Below are 21,393 nucleotides of genomic sequence, written 5' to 3'. Positions count from 1 at the left end.
GTGGATCCACAGCTGTGTGCAAGCAGAAGAAATGTATCGCCATCGCGCACCTGCCAATCCGGCTGCTATGACGAGCGGATGACGCAAAGGATCCTCCGCATCAGCTCGCGATTGTCGCTGCAACGCTGTCGCCCACGCTCGGCCCTGCCAGTGGGCATCGAGCGAGCCGGCGCCTTTGCTGCCGCCCGCCTCCTCTTTGCGCTCGCCTACCCGTCGCCGGATCTGGTGGGCGGCCGCCGTTCTGCTCCTCGGCCTGCGAGCTTGAGATTCTCCAGCAGGTCAGTACCGACCGTCACGACCGCCTCGACGACGCTTCGGGCAAGGCCGCGGGCGCCACTCTCGGACTAGCGCGGGGTTGGCTCATCGCAAGGCTCATCGCGAGGCAGAGGGGAGTCTGAAGGCAACTACAGCTGAGACCAGTCTTCCACGGAGCCTGCCGAAGGGCAAATGGCCTAGAGGGAAGCAGCTTCTTCTGTCAGAGTACCACTCGTGATCACGCGCCTCACCCGGTTGCTGTTCGGCAAAGACAGGAAGGCCCCCCGACGCCCCAGGGTCGATCTCGGGGCCATGCCGTCCGCGCTTTATGTCATCGGCGACGTTCATGGCTGCCTCGATCAGTTGGTACGGCTCGAGAAGCGCATCGTAGAGGATGCAGCGGGCATACCGAATGGCAAGGTCATCATCATGCTCGGGGACTATGTCGACCGGGGCCCCTCCTCCGCCGCCGTGCTCGATCACCTGCTCCAACCCCCGCCCGGGAGATTCCGGCGTCTTTGCCTTGCCGGCAATCATGAAGTGATGATGCTAGCGCATGCCGAAAAACCGTCCCTGCCCAGCGACTGGCTCGTCAATGGCGGCGATGAGACCCTGACGAGCTACGGCATTTCGCCCGATCGCTACGTCGCAGCCTCGATGAGGCTTAGGGGTCAGATCCTGGCGAGCCATATCCCGTCAGCCCATATCGACTTCCTTGCCACCCTGCCGGTGATCATCACCATGCCGGGCTATGTGTTCGCCCATGCCGGCATCCAACCGGGCGTGCCGGTTGAGCGGCAAGAAGAAGAGGACCTGTTATGGATGCGCCATGACCCCGCAGCGGTTTGGAGCGGAGAGGGTCCTACCCTGGTGCATGGTCATACCTTGGTGCCGGAGCCGCTGGTGCTGCCGGGACGGATCGCGGTGGACACCGGGTGCTTCGCCACCGGCGTGCTGACGGCGCTGCGGCTTGTCGCCGGAGAGGAGCCGCGCTTCCTGTCGGTGGGACCACGCTAGCCAACGTGGCGGCGCCCTGTTCCGAGCCGATCGGTCTTTGCGGGTGCGTGCAACGTCACCCCGTCAGAAACACCACACAGGTGCGCTGGTGGCTGGCCCCTAAAACGCGAAGCCAAGCAGGTAGGGTTAATAGAGAGTTGCGTTTGATTGGCTCGCTGCTGCCGCTTAGCTCTGCTCTATGGTCTGGCAAGCACTCATATTCGCGTTGCTTGTACCCGCCGGCTTGCTCCTGCTGGTGGGGGCAGTTCTCGCACGTCACTGTTCCACCCCCCGAACCTCGCGTCAGGCCAAGGCTGCGTTGTCACCTGGCACGGGGCTCGTGGATCCTGTGACCTTCACGCGCCAGCTCATCGCAGCCCGTCTCAAACGGCGTCCGTGGAGTTTGTAGCCTGCCTGAACTAACGTCTTGCAGCCCTATGGGCGGGCGATACTCGCGCTGACACGATGAAGTTGGCCTGCTGCAGGCACCGCAGGGATATGCCAGCCATCGAGGATCTCCAGCGGGAGTGCTCCAGCAGCCCCGATTCAGATTCACTGCTGGCCCAAGCCAGCCTCCAAGCCGCCCCGCCTCGTTGAAGATGTGCGATAACGTCTCTTATCGATCATCCGCGATCAACTGCGACCTGCCGCCCCTCCTGACCCAGCGACCAGGGACCCAGCGCAAGCGTTGCTCGCGCTAGGCCGGGAGACGACCAGCAATTTCTAGCCAAGGACCTCATCGCCCGCCGGCGGAGGCGGCGCAGAAGGAGGCGCGGCGGCGGGTGCCGGTGCCGCTGCTGGCGCAGGAGCCGGTGCCGGCGCGGGAACAGACGCCGGGATAAGCGGACGCTCATACGGCCGTGTGGGCGTCACTGCGGCTGCGTTCGGGGTCGCTGGCGGCACCACCTGCACGGCTTCGACCGGAATTACGTCGCCATACTTCTCGCTGCGATAGGCATCGATCATCCGCTGCCCAGCACTGCGATCCTTGAAAGTCCAAACTCCAAGCTCGGCGCCTTCAACGATGAGCGAATATACAGCCTTCTCGATCGCCTGCTGCACCGCAACCTGCCGCGGCTCGTTCTGCGTCATGCCAGCTTCAACTTCGAGAATGCGGTCGAGGGCCACATACTGGAAGATGCCGCCCTGCATGGCGATGGAGGCGACCGACTTGTGGATGGTGACGCTGGCGAGCACTTCACTGGTATTGGTGGAGACCGCTCGCAGGCTGATAGTCACCGTGTCCTGCTGCCACTTGGTATCGGCACCGATGCCGAGGTAGCGCGCACCCAGACCGCCGGTCTTGGTATAAGTATCATAGCCCGTGATGCCGCCCTGAATGATAATGCTGGCGTGCTGCAACGGCGGTAGTACGCTAGCCGGCACCTCCGCCTCATCCCGGTAAATCCGGCGCATCTCAGTGACGATCTGGCGCTCCTTGAGCGTGTCGTCGAGCCGCGAGCGATCCAGCACGGTGAACCAACGGCGTTCGCCGGCGTCCTGGAGCGCCTTGATCAGTAGCGATACACCGCCTTGCGTAACCGCATGAGACAGCGTCTGGCCGCCGGTCGAACTCTCTCCGTACTGACCCGTAAGATCGGGAAAATCGTAGACAGCTACCGAGACCCGTGCCGTCGGCGCCGGCATAGCGCGGAGGTCTGCATTCTGGGCAGTGATGGGCGCAACGATAGGGGCCGCTACCAAGGCCTTGGGAATGGTGGTGGCACACCCGCTCAGCAGGAGGGCAGCGCCCGCCATCAAAGCTGCACGGATTGTGGAAGTGCGTGCAAGCCTGGACATAGAATTCACTTTTCCGCCCACCCGCACCATCAGTTCACAACCAGCTGGGGAACGACAATCTCGGTGGTTCCCGTCGCATCCACGATTGTTAGCCGTATTGAATCCAGCGTTCGTACGAATGTAACGGTGGTGTCTCCGAACTGCACAGTGCCGTTGTCCTGCGGGTTCTCGCCAAAGATGGCCTCGGTCACTTGGCTGGCGAGCGCAGAGAGAAGTCTGCCTTGCAACTGCCGGACGAACAGGTCGGCATCAGTACTGCCAGGCGTTTGCCCCAATCCGCCTCCACCGCCACCTAGTCCCCCAGTATCTGGATTACCGGCAGTGGCAGTGCGCTGTGCGCTAGCGGTACCGAGAAGGTGCGAAGAGTTGAGCGGGTTACCGCCAAAGGAGGGGTTCACTGGAGTGTAGATTAATGGTGCAGCACTCGCGCACATTACGGAGCCCGCCGCTAAGACAGTCACTCCAAGCACCGTTACAATCCAAGGTCTCACGAATTCCCCCACCCGAGTTGCCCATCTTCCGGATGACACTGTTGGTGTTTCCAAGTCAATGCGGAAATAACACGGCGCCTTGGTGCAGCCCCGACACGACAGCATTGTTGAATGCCACCGCGACCCACGCTTCTCCTTGCAAAAACAAAGTCCTACCCCGCCCTCCCGTGCGGTCCAATACAGGCTCGGGTGTGAAGGAGAGGAAGACTGCATCGTCCTGATGTCGACGAAATGTGGCGCAGACGCCACATTTTCCGTGCCATCACGGGTCAGTTCGGCACACGTAAACAAGGTGTGGATGGCGACGTTTTCAGTTCAGCTTGCCGCCCGACTATGGCCGAGCAGTATATCGAAACCGCCATCAGGAACAGACATCTTAACGATGTGTTAAAAACTGCTTTGTCTAAAAAATATTGTTTGCTACGGTCTGACTGTCAGCGAGGGGCCACTCAGCGCTTAGGCGCCGAGAATTAGCTGACAGCCTGTTGCGGGACAGGCCGGGGGGGGGAACCGCAAAATCCCAGAGCTTTATCGCCAGCGCCGGCGGCGCGGGTGAACCGGTGCGTCTGTGCGTGTCGCGATGACGGCACACGCACGTCAATATCAACGGGAGAGGCGGAGACCTCCCCACACCTTGGAGAAGACGAATGAAGTTGAAGTTTGCAACCGCCACGGCCATCGCGCTAGCAATGACCACCGGCGCTTTCGCGCAAAGCAACCAGGCTCCCATCAATCAGGACGGTGACCTCAACGAGGCAATCGTCACCCAGACCGGCAGCAGCAATCAGGCGGGTAGTCTGTCCAGCGCCGGTTGGTGGATGAATCAGGTTGGCGACTCGAACAAGCTTGTTGTTCTGCAGGATGGGAACAACAACAATATCGGCACCACCAACAACATGGGTGGCGTGGGAACCACCAACAGCTACAACGGGGTTCCGGCCGCACAACGACCAGCCGGTCCGGTTTGGACTCGCAACAACGGCATTGATCAGGCTGGAAACTTCAATGAACTGATCATCACCCAGTCTGGGGACCGGAACGGCATTGGCGCCGTGAACCAGAGGTCCTCCAACAATGCAACAGCTCTGACCAATCGTCTGACGATCACCCAGGCCGGTGTTGCAGGAACAAGCCATCAGGGTGTAGCCGACGTCTTCCAGAACAACACGGGTGGAGCGGCTAACATTGCATCGATTACCCAGACGGGCGGTGCAAACCAGGCCGGTAGCAAGGTCTACGTTCTGACCCAGGACGGCACTGGTAACAACGTCGATCTGACTCAGAACGGGCTGAGGAACGTTGTCACCTACGCTACCCAGATCGGCACAGACAATGGGTTGACGGTTCTGCAGACTGGTGGATCGTCCAACTGGGTGGGTGATGCCTCTCAGGATGGCACCAAGAACAGTGCTTCTGTGACACAGACCGGCACTGGCAATGCTGTGGCTTCGCTGGTGCAGAACAATGCGGCGGGTGGTATCGCTGGTAACAGCGCTACGTTGAGCTTTAGCGGCGACTACAATGGCGTAGGCACCTTCACCGGAAATGCGGCCATCCTGAATCTGGGCCTCGCCACCGTTAATCAACTCGGCGACAGCAATCTGGTAACTTACAGCGTAGCTGGCGACAGCAATCTGTTCGCATTTTCCCAAACGGGCGACGGCAACAAGGCCACGGGCACAGTAACTGGCGACAGCAACCAGGTTGCCGTCCTGCAGACTGGCAACAACAACAATGCGCCTTTCATTCAGAACGGCAGCAACAACAACCTGTCAGTCAGCCAGTAAAGAATCAGGAAGGGGCGTCGATTCGCCCCTTCCCTTCTTTCCCAGATCGCTCCGGGGTCTTCGATGTCACTGCGCCTACTTACGCCACTGGCTGCCACTGCGGTTCTCTCGCTCCTCAGCCCCGCATTCGGGGCAGCGAATTTTTCCAACCTCGAGCAGTCCGGCGACGCGAACAGCGGTGTGGTCACACAGTCGGGCAACGTCAGTAAGGTGGGATCCCAGGCAGACCCAGCCCTTCAAAGTGGCGATCTCAACGTCCTCATCTTTACTCAGACTGGCGACAACAACCGTATCGGTACACTCGGCACCGGTTTCGAACAGACCTCCAGTCGCAACTCCGCCACGATCACCCAGACCGGCAACGGGCATTCCGTGGAGCAGGTGACGCAGACCGGCATTTCCAGCACAGTCGGCGGGACGGCGCTGCGACGGAACATTCTGACGGTGACCCAGGACAGTTCAGCCGCCCAGAGCGTCGGCAATAGCATCGGTTCGGTGCTGCAGACGCGCACCAACGAGTGGCGCTCTTCTGCCGCCAATTCAGCCGCCCTGAGTCAGTCGGGTGGCGGCAACCATATGGCGGTGCTGGTGCAGACGGGCTACGCTAACGCAGCAGCTCTCACCCAGACTGGCCTGAACAATGTCATCAACCGAGTTGAGCAGACGGGCTCCGGCAACAAAGTCACTATCAGCTTCAATGGCGGGGGCAACGGTGCCGGAGTCTTTACCTCTAGTCTGCTAGCGAGCGCAGCGCGACTGGTCCAGGGCCAGATGCTACAGGACAACGACTTCTTCGGAGCGTCCTTCCTCCCAGCCAACACCCTCTCCTTTACAGTCGACGGTGATCGCAACGGCTTCGGCTTCTGGCAGCGCGGTACCGGCAACGACGTGCGCGGCCTCATCGCCGATGGGAACGACAACGAAGTGGGGGTGGTGCAGGACGGCGGCGCGAATGAAGCGGACTTAAACGTCACAAGTCACAGGAATGTTTTGCTGATTGACCAGTCGATATTCGGAGCATCGCTGAACGTCGATAGCTACGCGAAAGTGGTGATCGGAGGAGGCGACGAAAACATCATCGCAGCGGCGCAAGGCGGCTCCAACAATTCAGCGTTTATTACAGTCGGCGGCGGCCAAAATGAAGTTGACCTCTCCCAGGCGAGCCTGCTGCTCGGTAATCTGGCGGAGATCGGCATCGCCGGCAGCAATAACTACCTCCTTGCCCACCAATCTGGCGGCCGCAATCAGTTAAGCGTAGATATCTGGGGCAACGGCAACAATCGGGGGAGTTTCGCAGGCACAGCTTCTTCAGCGCTTGCCAGCTCCGGGTCGGTAGGTCCTGGGACGGTGTTGCAGTCGGGTGTTGGCAATGTGGTTAGCCTGACCATTGGTACGCTCGGCCAGCAGAACAACAGTGGCAACAAGCTTGCCGTGGCGCAGTCCGGAAGTGGCAACACTGTTACCGGACTGGTGAGCGGCCACAACAACGAAGCAGTAGTGGCGCAGACTGGCAACTACAATTCCGCCTACTTCAGCCAGGTTGGCGCGGGTAATGTCATCGCAGTGATGCAATAGCGGAGGGTGCGATGATCAGATCCTTCCGCCGTATCGTCTCAGGCCTGTTTGCCATCTCAATTGCGGCCCCTGCCCTAGCGCAAAACGTCGGCAACGAAGTTTGGATCGGGCAGCTCGGCAGCGGCAACACGCTTGATGTGGTGCAGGAGGGTCGCGCGAACTCCGCCGGCGCTGACAACGTTTATCTCTTGTTGGGCCAGTGGGGCGTTGGAAACGTGCTGACACTGTCGCAGTACGGATACGCCAATAAGGTGGGAACGCTATTTGCTGACGAGGCTGCGTACGCCCGCGGAATCTGGCAGCAAGGCGACATCAACCGCCTGTCGATTAACCAGCACAATACCCAAGATGGCGGCTCCAATATCGTTGGGGCGGTTCAGCAGCTGAGCGTGGCCAACATCCTCGAGGGGAGCGCTAATGAGCTAGACGTCACCCAAACAGAAGCCGATGGCTTGGATGGAACGGCTGGGCACTTTATCGGTCGGATAGTGCAGTGGAACACCATCGGTACCGGTGGAAACAACCGGGCGGTCATCATCCAAACGAAGGGCGGTACCGGGCGAGGCAATACCCTTGCGGGGCTCTATCAGCAAGGTGGAGAAAACCAGTTTTCGCTAGAGCAAATCGGGCAGTCCAACCTTTTCGGCGAGGCTTCGGATCGCGGAGGTGCTTGGCAGTATGGCTCCGGCAATGCCGCATCCGTTGTTCAGGATGGTGAGTTCCATCGCCTGGAATATATTGAGCAAAGGGGTGACAACAACGCGGCCCGGCTACGCCTGTCGGGCGACGGCAACGCAATCGCACATGTAGACCAGAACAGCGAAGGCTATGGCGCTGACGGCAACAAGCTGGAAGTGGCAATTTCAGGCACCGCTAACGGCAGCTCTGGATCTGGCCAGGTAGGCGAGTTCCTCACTCTAGCCGCGCTCGGGCAGACTGGGGTGTTACAGGGCAGCCTCCGTCAGTACGGCGGCGCCAACAATGTACGGCTTACCATCACCGCAGGCGTCGAAAGCAAGTTCGGGCTCTCGCAAACTGGCGACGCACACCAGGCCTTTATAACTATCGCGCACTCGGTCCCACAGCAGCAAGCGTTTGGCAACGAGAGCGCTGTCTTTCAGACAGGATCGCTCAACTACGCGCGACACGACATGCTTGGCGATAGTAATGCCGGTGCAATCCTTGAGAGTGGCAAACGTAATGTGGTGGTGCTGAAGCAGACTGGGGACGGCAATATCGCAAGCGCCGATGTCAACGGCGACGACAACAACCATGATCAGTCGTTGTTCGGGGCGGCCCTCGACATCGCGGGACTGGTAGTGGGCCTTCAGCCTGGAACTTTGTCCCAGACCGGCGCCGACAATGCTGCAGCGCTAGTCATCGGCGGTTCCTCGAACGGCTTTACGACAAGCCAGAGCGGCACGAGCCACCTGATAAGCGCAACCATGATCGGCAGCGGCAATGCCGTTGCAGTAGTTCAACAGTCTTCGTCGAACCAGTCCATATCGGTGCAAACGGGTAGTGGCAACGCGCTCGGGATCAGCCAATTTTGAGTGACTTGTTCACCATGGCAGGGCTTAGGACCAAACCAGGACGCGGATCGATAAAATTGTATCTTTCTGTCCAATCCTGCCTTAGCGCGCGCGGCGCATCTTCCTCCCAAAGGGAAGGTGACCGTCATGAAACTCAAGTGCCTGGCTATAGCGCTTATCCTCACAGCCGTGCCGCTGCATGCAGCGCACGCCAGCAACCCCATGCTCCTGCTCAACCAGAGCGACCTGAACCAACTGGCGGTGATCGAAACTACCGGCAACGCCAACCTACTCGTCATTGTTCAGCAGAGTGCGGCGGCGGAAGCAGGCAACAGGATCAACGTCTCGATAGTCGGCGACGGCAATGGTGGCCCGGAGGGAAGGAACTTCTCGGGACAGCCGGCAGAACTAGGGCTCACGCCCGGCAACCTGACCCAGATCGGGTTTGGCAACGCCATCGAGGTTACAGTGACCGGCGAACGCAACCTTTTTGCGGTTGCGCAACTGGGCAACAGCAATACTGTACGCGCGGCGATCACTGGATCGCACAATCAAGCGGCGGTGATGCAAACCGGAGTTGGCAATTTTACTTCGATAGCGCAAAGTGGCGTCGGCAACAGCATCAGCGTGCAGCAGACCACCTGGTAATCTGCGCGCCTCACCAGACGAGGTTCGCATGAACAGGTTGATACCGATCGCACTCGCTGTCGCCCTCTGCGGCACAGTCGCCAGCCATGCCGGCGACAACAACACGATCATGCTTATCCAGCAGAGTCCGTTTGGAAGCAGCCAGGGCAACACGCTCATGGTTGATCAATCGCAGGCGAGCAACAGCACTGTCACCGGCGTAGGAAGCCGCAACCGATTACTGCGGGGCGCAATGTCGGCATTGGGTCTTGAGGGGGAATACGCCCTGCAACGCGGCGAAAACAACCAGGCGACGCTCACCCTTACAGGCGACGGCGGGAAACTGCAGTTGTTGCAGACATCCAATCCTCTTCGTCCCCTCGGTTTAGGCATCAGCGCCGGTGACAACACAGCCACCGTTGTAGCCCGTGACTTCGCCAACGGGACAGTAGCGCAGGTGGGTTCTGGCAATACTGCCGAAATGTCGCTTGGTGATAGCGCAACTGGCTTCGTGACGCAGTTGGGCAGCCGCCTCTCCACCAGCTTGGAAGTGGGCGATGGGGGCACTGCGGTTATCACCCAAATCGGCAACAACAGCCGCACACCCACCCTGCTAGTGGAGCCTGGAGCTGCCGTTAACTACACGCAGATTGGCAACAACATCGCCCCCGCTAGCTCAACGGAAGTCCAGGTCATCAGCGCGTCCAATCCCGGTGCCATATCCATCACCCAAACGGCTTGGTAGCCTTCTAGCAGCGACGCTGCCATTGGTCATGCTCACGGGCACTGCTGTTGCCGCCGTTGCAGCCGAGCTGCTGGTTGCCTTTCAGCCCACCACGGACGGCGTCACCGTAGTGGCAGAAGCCGAGGCCGCGAAGGCGATCGATGTCACCGCAGAGGTGCTGATCCAAAGGAGCGGCTCCACTGGGTCGACGACCTCTAGGCAGACCGTCGAGGTCTCACTCAGCCCTCACCATAAGCAGGTGCTGGCGCGGTTCTCGACCAATCTCCCCGCAGGTCACACCATCGAAGTTTCTGCTACGCTCCGAAGCGATGGCAGGTTGTTGCAAGAGGTCACGGCTACCTATCCGTAGCCAGACCAGTAAGGGGGGATCATGAAGAAGGTGGTTTGGGCGACCGCTGCGGTGTTGTCACTGACGTTAAACGGGGGCGCATTGGCGCAAGCCGAGGCCGATTTCGTTGCAGCCTTTGCAGGCGACTGGCAGGTGGTCGATGACCTTTACGGAGTCGACGGCAAGACTTGCTCCATCACCTTGTCCGACGAAGGTACCGATGGGGTCTACGGCCTCACCTCGAGCAACTGCAATTTGGAGCTCTCTGGGTTGACAGGTTGGCGCATCACCGAAGGGCAGATGGTGCTGCTCGCGGGCGAGCAGGAGGTCGCCGCTCTTGGCGGCAATCAAGGGCGCATGAGTGGCAACAGTGCTATCGGGGCGCCGATTATCCTCGACAGAGCAGGCGACAACCAGCTCGCCAGCGAAGTGACTGCTGCTCTCGAGAGTAGCGGCTGCTACTATCTGGGTTTCACGTCGGTCTGCGCTGATGACGCGCAGCTATCCAAACCCAAGATCAGCAACGACGGATCTCCGGCCAACATCAGTGTCCTAGTCAACCTTAATGCACGCGTAGAAGCGCGGGACGATGCAGATGTGCTCGGTGTGGTGCCCGCAGGCAGTTGCATTGTCACGGATATCTGCATGGACGCAGCAGATGGAGCATGGTGCCGCGCCAGCTTTGGCGACCAGCAGGGCTGGCTAAAGAAGGTTGCTTTACGCCAACAAACTTGGCCCGTGATTACCTTCGTCAACCAGTGTACGACCGCGTCCGAGTAGGTCGAGCAGGGTGTTGAAGTAGTCAGTCGGGATCACAAGCGTAGCCTTGGTGATCCGCCATGGCCGACGAGGCGACGGCGTACCGGATCATGACCCATTTGCGGCCACAGGCTGATGGTTGTCGTCGTAGCCCTGCTATGAGAACTCGGCGCAGGGCGGCGGCGCTTTCACGGGTACTATAGCGAACGGGAAAGAAACCCTGAGCGCGCCAAAAAAGCGATTTCGCGATCAGCCGGGCCCTCGATGGTGAGGTGTGCTGGTTCGAGGAGATCGAGGACATCGTTGTTCCAAACTTCCATTCCGACGATGCGCCCGCGCATGGCGAAGGCCTTCGCGTAGGCGGGGACCTTTGCCATCCATTGGTCCCCGCAAACAGCTTTGGCGAGCGGAACGTCTCTTCAGTAAGCGCGTAGACGGTAAGCGCGTAGACGAGGCCGTTACTGGCTGAAGTTCCACGGCATGAGGTCGGCGATCCGGGTGTTTAGCCAGCCGCCGGCGATGCGCTGCAGGGTCAGGGTGAGCCATGCATGAGGATCGACGCCGTTCATCTTCGCTGTGGTGAGCAGCGTGGCTATCGTTGCCCAAGCGCGGCCACCGCCATCGGATCCGGCAAAAAGCGCATTCTTGCGGGTGATGGTCTGCGGCCTGATTGCGCGTTCGACGATATTGGAGTCGATCTCGATGCGGCCATCGGCAAGGAAGCGCTCGAGGGCGGCGCGGCGGCTCAGGGTATATCGAATAGCCTCAGCCAGTTTGGATTTGCCCGACAGGCGCGGCTCCCGATCGAGCATGGCGAACAGCTCGGCGACGATGGGCCTGGAGCGTTCCGCACGGATGCTGGCGCGCAGTTCGGCTCCATGGCCGCGGATGTCATCCTCGATGGCCCAGAGCGGCGCCATGGTTTTGACTACGGCGCTGGCGAAGGGGGAGCCGTCACTGGCATGCAGGTCGAAGAACTTGCGCCGTGCGTGTGCCCAGCACCCGGCCAGGGTCATGGCGTCGTTGACGCCACGATCCTTACCTAGCTCGGCGGGTCCAACCAGGCCTCGATCAGCATCGGGTGGGGCAACAGCGGTGGAACCAGCCTGGCAAGTGACAACAACCTGGTCGATATCTCGCAGAACGGCGGGTCCAACGGCGCACACGTCTATGTGGACGGCAGCCGCAACGTCGGCAACGTCGTACAATTGGGCGGGGCAGGCAATTCGCTCCAGCTCCACATCAACGGCGATGACAATAACAGCGCAGCTTCGTTCACCTCCGGCAGTGATGCAGCCTCGGTAAGCGGACTGACAGTGGGTCTGTTCACTCAGAATGGGGCCGGCAACCTCTTCAACGTTGCCGTCGTCGGCAACAGCAATCAGCTTGCGACGCTGCAGAGCGGCAATACAAACTCGATCACGGGTGCTGTAAACGGCAGTTTCAACCAGGTGGCCGTCTCCCAGTCGGGCAATGGCAATTACTCCTTCTCGTCTCAGACCGGCAGCTTTAACAATATCGGCGTGACGCAGTAACATACGAGGGTTGGGCGCTAAGCAGCGCCCAACCTTTCCTAACACCAGAAGCCGCTGTTCCTTGCGGCTTGCGCCGTTTCTCCAAACACCGGTGGAGTAAGTCAGGGAGGCAGGGCTCGTGGGCCATGGTCCCTGTCATGAGAGCTATGGCCGCTGGTCGGCGCAACGTTCCTTGGCGGCGCAACAACGACAGCCTAGGCAGTCAGCGTGGCAAAGCGGCGGCAACAGCGTGGACGGTAGCGAGCACAGCGGCGGCAGCACTTGGGAATGCTACCGCAGGGCGGAACGGGCAATACGGCAAACCTGACCTAGTAATGCCCTAGTCAGCGCGGGCGATACCAAGTCGCCCGCGCTGACTGCTCCATCGCAGACGCGAGTGAACGCGGTCTCTCCCGGAGCGATGCCACCCGGCGTCGTTAAGGTGCGATAAGCCACGTTATCGCGCCTTTCCAACGCCGATGGCCTCCGGCGAAGCGCGCCGTTGCCCACCGGATCGGGCTCCAAGCGGGCCGCAGGTCGGAGCAGTCGGAGCAGTCGGAGCAGTATTGGTGACCTGTTGCGTCGCCGTCGACACTCAGATCCCGGCTCGGGCGCACCTTAACCGAACGTTGCCATCCCACTTGCAAAGCCGGCTTCTTTCTGGCGCAAGAGAGCCAGACAGTTGTGAGGTGCTCTCGTGAGCCTGATAGTTCCTGTGATCCTGGCTGGTGGCCAGGGAACCCGCCTGTGGCCGAAGTCGCGGTCGGCGCGGCCCAAGCAGTTCATCAGCCTCATCGGCGAGACCAGCCTCTTCCAGCAGACCCTGGAGCGGGTGAGCGATGGATCGCGCTACGCGCCACCGATCGTTGTCACCAATAGCGAGTATCGGTTTCTTGTTGCCGAACAGGCGCAGGAAAGCGGCATTGTTCTTGGCGCCATCCTGCTTGAACCGGTGGCACGGAACACTGCGGCGGCCATCACTGCCGCCGCCCAAGTGGCCGTTGGTCAGGACGACGACGCCATCCTGCATGTATTGCCTTCCGATCACCTGATCCCCGTGGATTCCGAGTATCTTGATGCAACCGGAAGGGCGGTCGAGGCAGCGCAGGACGGACATCTCGTTACCTTCGGCATTACGCCCGACCGCCCGGAAACAGGGTATGGCTATATCGCTATTGGCGAGGCGCTATGCAACGGTGCGCACAAGGTTGCGGCCTTTGTTGAAAAGCCGACGCCGGACAAGGCTGAGGCCATGCTAGCGCAGGGCGGCTTTGTCTGGAACTCGGGCATGTTCATGCTGGGCGCCAGGACGTTCCTCAGCGAGTGCAAGACGCTTGCCCCGGAGGTCTACGCAGCGGCTACCGGCGCCGCCAGCCGTGCGCAGCATGATCTCGATTTCATGCGGCTCGATGAAACCGCGTTCTCGGCAGCACCGAACATTTCTGTCGACTACGCGATTTTTGAGCGCACGGCCAAGGCGGCGGTTCTGCCGGTTTCGTTCAGCTGGTCCGATCTCGGCGCCTGGGATGCAGTCTGGAAGAGCCAGCCGCGTGACACAGCTGGCAACGCCGTCTCAGGACCGGTATCGCTGTCGAATACCACCAATTCGCTCGTGACCAGCGATGCGGCGCATGTCGTCGTCAATGGGCTTGACGATGTTGCGGTCATCGCAACGGATGACGCGGTGTTCGTGGGGCGCCTGAGCCAGGCCCAGAATGTAGGGGCGATTGCCAATGGGCTCAAGGCTGACCCGGCGACCCGGCCGTTGACCGAGTTGCACAAGACCTCCTATCGCCCTTGGGGGGGCTATTCCTCGGTTCTGATCGGCGACCGCTTTCAGGTGAAGAAGCTCTTTGTCAGGCCGGGCAAGAAACTAAGCCTGCAAAAGCACCATCATCGGTCCGAGCACTGGGTCGTTGTGCGCGGGACGGCCGAGGTCACCGTCGACGGCGAGGTTACTGTCCTCTCAGAGAACCAATCCATCTACCTGCCCCTTGGCTGCACTCATCGCCTCGCCAATCCGGGCAAGATCGAGCTCGAATTGATCGAGGTTCAGACTGGCTCCTATCTCGGCGAAGACGACATCATCCGGATCGAGGACGAGTTCGGCAGGCTGTAGCTTGAAGGTTGTTTCCCGCCGTGCAGACCGGCGGGTGCAGCGTGTCACCGCCGTCACATTTCTCAGGCCCGGTGAATACTGATGGGTGTATGGTGGCGGGCGGTCCCATTTCGCGTGAGCTAACATGCCGACGATCAACCATGCCGCTGCAATCCTGCGCTGGTGGGAGCAGGTGGAGGCAAACGGCGGCGTGGACAGCGTCGATCAGATCGCGACGGTCTCGACCATGCTGTTCGGGTGCCATCGGTGGCTCGAGGTCTACGCCGAAGAAGCTTCCCCATCCGAGACGTCGAGGATCATCCAGATTCGCGATGAGCTTGAAGGCTGGCTGAGCAAGCGAGGCGCTGTGTTCCGGGGATGAGCAGGCGCCCTTCTCCTCTCCAAGGGATGTGGTCGCCCTAGGCCGTCACGCCTCGGCGACCTTCGCGGTCAGCCGAGTAGCCGAATTTCCGCTCTCGGCTGGATGCTGCGCGCGCCCAAGAGGTGGTATCGGGAAAGTATCATTGAGCTGAATTTCCACCCGGTTCCTTCCGCGCGCTTTGGCCCTGTAGAGTTGCCTGTCGGCGTCGCCGGCAAGGATTGTCAGACCAGCACGCCCGTCATGGTGGGTTGCAACGCCTATGCTGGCCGTTACCCGCAACGCCTTGCCGCTGATGTGGAATGGAACTTCGATCGCTGAAAGAATGGCCCTCGCGCATGCCTCCGCCTGATCGAGGGTCGTGCCTTGATCGAACAGGAGGGAGAACTCGTCACCTCCGAGCCGCGCCAGCAGGTGATGCTCTCCCAGGGCAGCACGCATCCTCCCGGCACATTCCTGCAGCAACAGGTCGCCGGCCTCATGTCCGAACAAGTCGTTGACCTGCTTGAAGCCGTCGAGATCAATAGCAGCCAGGACGACCAGCCCCCGACCATTGCCAGCTGCACAGCGTGCATCGGCGACATCGTGAAAGTGTGCCCGGTTCGGCAGCCCTGTAAGATGGTCGTAGAGGGCCAGCTTTGCATAGGACCGCTCTGCCTCCAGTCGGCTGATTATGGTTGCATGCATGTGCTGGATCAGCTGCAGCCCGCCGACGCAGAACATGGACGTCAGCAGACCAAGTACCACATAGGCGGTTCCACCGTGCCAAAATGCAATCCCGGCAATTGGCAGGAACAATGCAAGGAGCTGGAGGCGAGCCACGTGCGGGACTACGGCAACCCGGATGATCATTCCGACTGTGTAGGACATGGAGACGGTGATGCACAGCAACGCCATCTCCACCTGCGCTATGTACAGGGAAATTCCGGTCAGCCAGGCGAGGGATAGAGAATAGGCTACGCCACCTACCCCATAGAGACGGGTCCACCGGTTCAGTTCACCGATGCTGTCGGAGTCGGTGGAACGCCGATTGAAGAGCACACAGAGCAGCACCCGGTATGCACCGATGCCAAGCCCGACGAGGGTGGCAGCAAGGATCGTCGGCTCATCGGACAGTGTCCAGGCCGTAAAGCCAGCAAGGCCATGTCCGAGAACGATCAGTACAATCGACGGCAAGGCCGAAAACATCAACTCGACAAGCTGCCTTCTGATGCCCAAAGGCGTCAGATCCACTGGCCCCATTATTTGTTCCCCAAGCGAGTCCCCTGTCGGCAAGGTGCCGCTGAACTGTTGAAGAACTGTAATCGGCTCCGGCGCCGAACCTGCCGCGTGGATATTGTGCGGCATACAAGATTCACCGAGGCGGGGCGACTATCCGTCAGGACGGAGCTGTTTGATCCGCCGCCAGATGGCCTCCGCTGCCGCTTCCTCCTTACGGAAGCGCTCCAGCATCTCGTCTTGGGGCGCATCCCAGTTACCACTGAGCCTCAAGGCCGCGGCGGCGCGGCCGCAGGCAAGGTGCAACTCCGAGTAGAGTTCGAAAAGCTCCTCTGAAACTGCAGGGTCTACGGGCATGCTCATCGCAAGGAAACGTCTGGCGAGTTCGGGTGGCTGCAATCTACTCGGTTAGCAGCTAGGAATCCTTGGCTGGTGCATCAATCACTGCAGATCGATCGAACCAAGAGCCACCGAACCAAGAGCCACACTCCGCGTCGGCGCCTTCGCCGACAACGAATTAGCGGTGGCCGATGCCTTGGCCTGCACCAAGCGCCCCAACGCCGGCGGCCTCGCGCAGGACGAAGCTGACGTATGTTGGCGACCCGCCGATGGTTGATGCCGCGCGCGCACCTTCATCTCGCATCCAGCACCGCCAACGGGTCTCCGTCTGCTCCCATGCGGCAGGTGCCCGCCGGATGGTAGTTTGTCTTGACCATTCGCTTGCAGTGCGTGGCGAGCGCTTCATCGCTCAGAACGGCAGTGTCAGACGCAGGTTCCTGTCGACGTGCTGGCCGAGCGGCCCTCCTGGACAGTAAGAAGCGCTGGCCAGCGATCATGCTCGCCATGTCCGCCGGATGTTTGAGCAGATGCGGAGACACGATCGGCATGTCGGCGGGGATTGCTGGAGCGCAGCTTCACGAAGCCAAGGGACTTGGGCCTGGCACCGGTCACCGGACATACATGGGAGGCGCCGCTCGGAGCCATGTGCCCGTTTCTTAATGCATGGCATCGTGGAAAGCCTTGGGGGTGACCAAAGACAAGCCTGGCCGATCGGCATGGCGCTTCGAGCGCTCTGACGTGGCGTAATCTGATGCCACCGCTGCTGCTTAATCTATCCCGCTTATCCCCGTCGCCTCGCACACCCCTAAACTGGTGGCAACAAGGAGGTCGAGCGATGTCGAAGCGAACCGAGAAAATGCGGCTGGTGAGCCAGCTGCTCAATGGTGTGGCACTGGCGGCGATCTCCGGGACGGTCATTCTTCCCGCTGCCGATGGCCGGCTCGAGCCAGGGATTGCCTTCCCGGTGTTGGCGCGGCGGCGCTTTTCCATTTGGTGGCCCTGCTGGTGTGGCAGCGGGCCGATTGAGGCGCAAGCCGAAGTGGGAGGGGCTGTTGCGGGTGCCGGCGCCACCACCGGCGGCAGGCAAACGAAGTTACACGGCGCGCGGGAACACCGCCACACGACCCCTCCCTTCGGCCCTGGCCACATAGCACTGCATCGGTCTCGTGGTAAGGTCGGCCGCGGAAGGCTGATGGTAGGCGATGGCGCTTGTGCCGTGCTGCCGCCAACTCGGTAGGTCTTGCCGCCGATACGAAGCGCTCCCTTGCGTTCCGCTCGATCAGGCGCGGTCAGATCCCCTGGCCTGCTCGAGCCGGCAGTCGCCGAACAGCAGGATGAACGCGGCGCCGATGCGGCCATGTCCCGAGGACCCGCAGGAGCCGCGCACGAGTTCAGCGGCCCGCACCAGCACCTCATCTCCGTTGGCATGGTCGGCGCGTTCGTTGACCACCTCCGTATGATCGAGATCGAGATCGAGATAGCACATCGCATGCTGCTGGCGGCCAGTGCGCTTGCCGCACCCGCTGTAATGGCCGCGGCCGAAGGCGACGCTGGCGGCTGCACATTGGGTGGAGCGATGGTTATCGGAGAGCGGCTATCCTGCTGTGCAAGCCGCTTGACGATGTGACAGCGGGCTTGCGGCGCGAGCCCCGGCAGCACTTCCGGAATAGCGCGACTTGGACGGTTTTCGATCGGCGAGATTGACGATCATCAATGCCGTACGCGCCGGGCAATTCACTCTGCTGGTCTGCTCTGCCCGGAGATAGCTATGCGTCACCTGCAGTTTCTCTTTGCCCTGTGTGTCATCAACCCAGCAATGGCGGCCACGGGAGGGGCGGTCTGCGAGGTGACCTCGCCCGACTGCGTCCTACAGACGTTGGAGACCGCCTCGGCGCAGGGGGATCCCGCGGCGAAGGTGGAGCTGGCACGGGAGTTGCTGAAGGCAGGTACGCCAGAAAGTGCGGATCGCGCGGTGCGCCTGTTGTCCGGCGTGGCTGCGCGCGGAAATGCATGGGCGACGATACTGCTTGCCAACCTGTACCGAGAGGGCAAGGTGGTAGAGCAGGATGGTGCCAAGGTGTTGGCGCTGTTGGCACCGTTGGCCGAGGTGAACGATGCGGGCGCGCTGACACGACTGGGGGAGCTTTATCTGGCGGGAGCCCGAAATACTCCACAGGATGTGTCCTTGGCTGCCAAGTATTTTCAGCGCGCCGCGGACATGGGCGATCACTGGGCCATGTTCCAGTTGGCCTTGCTGCTGATCAACGGAGAGGGCGTCGATCGCGACATCGATCGCGCCGTCGCGCTGCTTGAAGTCGTCGGCCAGAAGGGTGACCCTTGGGTGCTCATTACCTTGGGCGATCTCTATGCCGGGGGCCTGGCGAAGCCGGCGGAAAAGGCGATCCCCTACTTCGAGCAGGCGGCAGCGTCCGGCCACGCCGCGGCGCTGACCCGGCTCGCCCAAGTGTATCAGACCGGGCTTGGTACAGAGGTGGCCGATCCTGGCAAGTCGCGGGAGTTTTGGGAAACGGCAGTGAAAAAGGGCGACAGCTTTGCCGGTGTCAATCTGGCGCTGCAGCTATTGGAGGATGGCGACGAGGCTTCGGTCGAGCGAGCCGTGGCGCTGCTGGGTGACAGCGCCTCGCGCGGCGAAGCTTGGCCTGCCACGATCCTGGCGGACCTGCTGGTCAGGGGGGATGTGATCCCGCAGGATGCGCAGCGGGCGGTGGCTTTGCTGATGCCGTTGGCCGAACAAGGCAATCCGGCGGCGCAGGTGGCGTTGAGCGACATCTATGCCCAAGGGGCGGGTGATGTTGCCGCGGACCCCGTGCGTGCCTTTGCACTGATCGATGCTGCCTACCAGCAGGGGGAGGCGCAGGCCGTTAGCCGGCTCGGCTTCATGCTGGTGCGCGGGCTGGGCTGCGAGCAGGATGTCCCGCGTGGTATGCAACTTCTTGAGAATGCGGTGTCGGACACCACCGATCCGTGGCTCGCGATTGATGTGGGGATGCTGTTGGCCAATGGCGAGGCGCGCCCGGTTGACGGGAACAAAGCGATCGCCATGTTCAAGAAGGCGGCTGATCTCGGGAGCGCCGCGGGTCTGTTCCGGCTGGGGGTCAGCTATCGAGACGGCGTGGGCGCGGTGAAGCCGGACCGTGCGGCAGCACGGTTTTATCTCGGGCGCGCGGCGGTGATGGGGGACAACGCTTCGCGTGTGATGCTGGCGCAGATGCTGCTCGACTCCGACGTGCAGGCGGACGTGGACGAAGGCATTCTCCTGCTCGAGGCCGCTGCACGGGACGGCGACGTATGGGGGGCCACCAGCTTGGCTGCACTCTATCTCGGTGGAGTCGTCTTGCCGGGCGATGGCGCGAAGGTCGAGTTGTTGCTGGAGCCGCTAGTGCAGAAGGACAACGCGGCTGCGCTTGCGCTGCTCGGGGATCTCTATGTGAAGGGGGCTGATCCTGTTGCAGCTGACCCACGGCTGGCGCGGAGCTATTATGAGCGCGCGGCGGCGCTGGACGAGGTCGGGGCCAAGAACAAGCTGGGATTGATGCTGCTTGCCGGCAGTGGCGGGCCCGCAGAGCCTGAGCGAGGAGTCGAACTGCTGCGCGAGGTTGCGGAGACGGGCGACGGCTGGGCAAAAATCCAGCTTGGCGATGCGCTGACGCGGGGCGGGGCGATCGCGGTCGATGCCATGGCGGCCCGGGATTATTACCAGGAAGCGCTCGACCAAGGGATTTGGGCGGGCGCGATAAAGCTCGGAATGCTCTACCTCCACGGAGCGGGGACGTTGCAGGCGGACCCGGTCAGGGCTGCCGGGTTCTTCGAGATGGCGGCGGCGGCCGGGGACGACCTCGCCCGAATTCAACTGGCGCTGATGCATTTGGACGGGAACGGCGTGGCCAGAGATCTGGGCCGCTCGCTGGAACTACTGGGCAATGCGGCACAGGAAAGCGCATGGGCCAATGGCATTCTGGGGACCTACTATGCGGATGGCCGCTACGGCCAACCTGACTACCAGAAGGCTCGCGACTATTTCGATCGGGCAGCCAGTCTGGGCGACGCCAGCGCCAGCTTCCGGCTCGGAGGGGTGCTGGCTTCCGGGCCATTGGCCGCGGAATATCGCGACGAAGGGCTGACGCTGGTGCGCAGGGCGGTCGATGAGGATGTGCTCGGGGCAGCCGTGGAATTGGCGCGGCTCGAGATGATGGGGGTGGCCGGGCCCGATGGGGGCAAGGCGGCGGAAGCACGGCTGCTTGACGAAGTGGAGCGCGACAACCCGGACGCGTTGAGACTACTGTTGCAGCTTTATCGTACTGGTGGGGGAGGACTGCCTGCCTCGACCGCCAAGGTTCGGGCATCGCTCGATCGGTATGGCGGTATGCTGACGCCCGAGGCGTTGGCGTTTGAAAGCATGGCGCTCTACGCGGCGGGGCCGACCACACTCGATGCGATGCGGGCGGTGGGCGAGCATTTCGACAAGCTCAGGGCGGGGGATGTCAGCCAGGCGGTGCAGACGCTCTTCTGGAGCAACAAGAATGCCTATGTCTACGTGCTGCAACAGCAGTTGAAGAAGGCGGAGCGCTATGGGGGGCCGCTCGATGGCAGGCTGACGCGCAGTACCATCGGCGCGCTGAATGCCGCATGCCGCGAGAGCAGCACGGACACGAGCGTCTGTTCGATGGGGCCACTGACGCCCGATTATGCCATCTTGATGTCTAGGCAGATCGACAAGTTCGACACCAGCGTTAGCATGTAAAGTGCAGGCAACGGGAGCGCGGCGGGGGTGCTGTATATTGAGGCGTAGACCACGGCTCGGTAGGGCCTTTCACGTCGGCGGAGGCTTCGCCAGTCAGGTGTCGAGGCGGTACTTGTCAGAAACTCAAGGTGGCCGGTTTCGTCTGCCTGTGGCAACTCGATTGGGCTTAATGCTGGGCACTCAATCGT

Annotated in this window: 17 protein-coding genes and 2 pseudogenes; 12 read left to right on the top strand and 7 right to left on the bottom strand. The window is 61.4% G+C overall.

The genetic code is table 11. The features are described 5' to 3' along the window. Positions 1 to 489: 489 nt before the first annotated feature. Complete coding sequence (locus tag ACFSX5_RS13705) at positions 490 to 1,272, top strand: metallophosphoesterase family protein (RefSeq protein ID WP_386834166.1); 783 nt, start codon at positions 490 to 492, stop codon at positions 1,270 to 1,272. A 702-nt stretch (positions 1,273 to 1,974) separates the two neighbouring features. On the opposite strand, the gene ACFSX5_RS13700 is transcribed toward ACFSX5_RS13705, so the two are convergent. Next, the gene (locus ACFSX5_RS13700; protein ID WP_386834165.1) at positions 1,975 to 3,009 is read right to left on the bottom strand and encodes a CsgG/HfaB family protein; all 1,035 of its coding nucleotides are present in this window, start codon (positions 3,007 to 3,009) and stop codon (positions 1,975 to 1,977) included. Between the two features lie 71 nt (positions 3,010 to 3,080). Further along, positions 3,081 to 3,647, bottom strand: a complete 567-nt coding sequence (locus ACFSX5_RS13695) for a curli assembly protein CsgF (RefSeq protein WP_386834164.1) — start codon at positions 3,645 to 3,647, stop codon at positions 3,081 to 3,083. A gap of 542 nt (positions 3,648 to 4,189) precedes the next feature. Between ACFSX5_RS13695 and ACFSX5_RS13690 the strand changes: the two genes are divergently transcribed. From ACFSX5_RS13690 to ACFSX5_RS13660, 7 genes are all read left to right on the top strand, one after another. After that, positions 4,190 to 5,329 (top strand): hypothetical protein, encoded by a 1,140-nt coding sequence (locus ACFSX5_RS13690; protein WP_386834163.1) that lies wholly within the window; start codon positions 4,190 to 4,192, stop codon positions 5,327 to 5,329. Between the two features lie 63 nt (positions 5,330 to 5,392). Next, a complete protein-coding gene (locus ACFSX5_RS13685) occupies positions 5,393 to 6,904 on the top strand; it encodes a hypothetical protein (protein ID WP_386834162.1) in 1,512 nt (503 codons plus the stop codon). Between the two features lie 11 nt (positions 6,905 to 6,915). Beyond that, positions 6,916 to 8,457, top strand: a complete 1,542-nt coding sequence (locus ACFSX5_RS13680) for a hypothetical protein (protein ID WP_386834161.1) — start codon at positions 6,916 to 6,918, stop codon at positions 8,455 to 8,457. Positions 8,458 to 8,583: 126 nt separating this feature from the next. Continuing rightward, the gene (locus ACFSX5_RS13675) at positions 8,584 to 9,084 is read left to right on the top strand and encodes a hypothetical protein (protein ID WP_386834160.1); all 501 of its coding nucleotides are present in this window, start codon (positions 8,584 to 8,586) and stop codon (positions 9,082 to 9,084) included. A gap of 28 nt (positions 9,085 to 9,112) precedes the next feature. Then, on the top strand, positions 9,113 to 9,808 hold the full coding sequence (locus ACFSX5_RS13670; protein ID WP_386834158.1) for a hypothetical protein: 696 nt from the start codon (positions 9,113 to 9,115) through the stop codon (positions 9,806 to 9,808). 28 nt (positions 9,809 to 9,836) lie between these two features. Continuing rightward, complete coding sequence (csgH, locus tag ACFSX5_RS13665) at positions 9,837 to 10,157, top strand: curli-like amyloid fiber formation chaperone CsgH (protein WP_386835648.1); 321 nt, start codon at positions 9,837 to 9,839, stop codon at positions 10,155 to 10,157. A 21-nt stretch (positions 10,158 to 10,178) separates the two neighbouring features. Continuing rightward, complete coding sequence (locus ACFSX5_RS13660; protein WP_386834157.1) at positions 10,179 to 10,916, top strand: hypothetical protein; 738 nt, start codon at positions 10,179 to 10,181, stop codon at positions 10,914 to 10,916. Positions 10,917 to 11,092: 176 nt separating this feature from the next. Here ACFSX5_RS13660 and ACFSX5_RS13655 read toward each other — a convergent pair whose 3' ends face one another. Both ACFSX5_RS13655 and tnpC read right to left on the bottom strand, forming a co-directional pair. Beyond that, positions 11,093 to 11,272, bottom strand: a complete 180-nt coding sequence (locus ACFSX5_RS13655; RefSeq protein WP_386834155.1) for a hypothetical protein — start codon at positions 11,270 to 11,272, stop codon at positions 11,093 to 11,095. Positions 11,273 to 11,353: 81 nt separating this feature from the next. Continuing rightward, a pseudogene (gene tnpC / locus ACFSX5_RS13650) lies at positions 11,354 to 11,935 on the bottom strand (IS66 family transposase); the annotation flags it as partial. A gap of 30 nt (positions 11,936 to 11,965) precedes the next feature. Between tnpC and ACFSX5_RS13645 the strand changes: the two are divergent. The 3 genes from ACFSX5_RS13645 (at position 11,966) to ACFSX5_RS13635 (ending at position 14,889) form a co-directional block, all read left to right on the top strand. After that, positions 11,966 to 12,430, top strand: a complete 465-nt coding sequence (locus tag ACFSX5_RS13645; RefSeq protein WP_386835647.1) for a hypothetical protein — start codon at positions 11,966 to 11,968, stop codon at positions 12,428 to 12,430. 676 nt (positions 12,431 to 13,106) lie between these two features. Then, a complete protein-coding gene (locus ACFSX5_RS13640) occupies positions 13,107 to 14,528 on the top strand; it encodes a mannose-1-phosphate guanylyltransferase/mannose-6-phosphate isomerase (protein ID WP_386834153.1) in 1,422 nt (473 codons plus the stop codon). A gap of 124 nt (positions 14,529 to 14,652) precedes the next feature. Then, positions 14,653 to 14,889 carry a hypothetical protein gene (locus tag ACFSX5_RS13635; protein WP_386834152.1) on the top strand — a complete coding sequence of 79 codons (237 nt, stop codon included), beginning with the start codon at positions 14,653 to 14,655 and terminating at the stop codon, positions 14,887 to 14,889. Between the two features lie 45 nt (positions 14,890 to 14,934). On the opposite strand, the gene ACFSX5_RS13630 is transcribed toward ACFSX5_RS13635, so the two are convergent. The 3 genes and pseudogenes from ACFSX5_RS13630 to ACFSX5_RS13620 form a co-directional block, all read right to left on the bottom strand. After that, entirely contained in the window at positions 14,935 to 16,233 is a 1,299-nt protein-coding gene (locus ACFSX5_RS13630; RefSeq protein WP_386834150.1) for a diguanylate cyclase domain-containing protein, read from the bottom strand. Positions 16,234 to 16,739: 506 nt separating this feature from the next. Next, positions 16,740 to 17,043: pseudogene (locus ACFSX5_RS13625) on the bottom strand (GMC oxidoreductase); the annotation flags it as partial. Positions 17,044 to 17,722: 679 nt separating this feature from the next. Next, a complete protein-coding gene (locus tag ACFSX5_RS13620; RefSeq protein WP_386834148.1) occupies positions 17,723 to 17,929 on the bottom strand; it encodes a hypothetical protein in 207 nt (68 codons plus the stop codon). 282 nt (positions 17,930 to 18,211) lie between these two features. Between ACFSX5_RS13620 and ACFSX5_RS13615 the strand changes: the two genes are divergently transcribed. Continuing rightward, entirely contained in the window at positions 18,212 to 21,205 is a 2,994-nt protein-coding gene (locus ACFSX5_RS13615) for a tetratricopeptide repeat protein (RefSeq protein WP_386834147.1), read from the top strand. Positions 21,206 to 21,393: the final 188 nt, after the last annotated feature.

This window comes from Devosia albogilva (assembly GCF_042685625.1).
Classification (GTDB): Bacteria; Pseudomonadota; Alphaproteobacteria; order Rhizobiales; family Devosiaceae; genus Devosia; species Devosia albogilva.
This window is presented reverse-complemented; position numbering and strand designations above follow the sequence as displayed.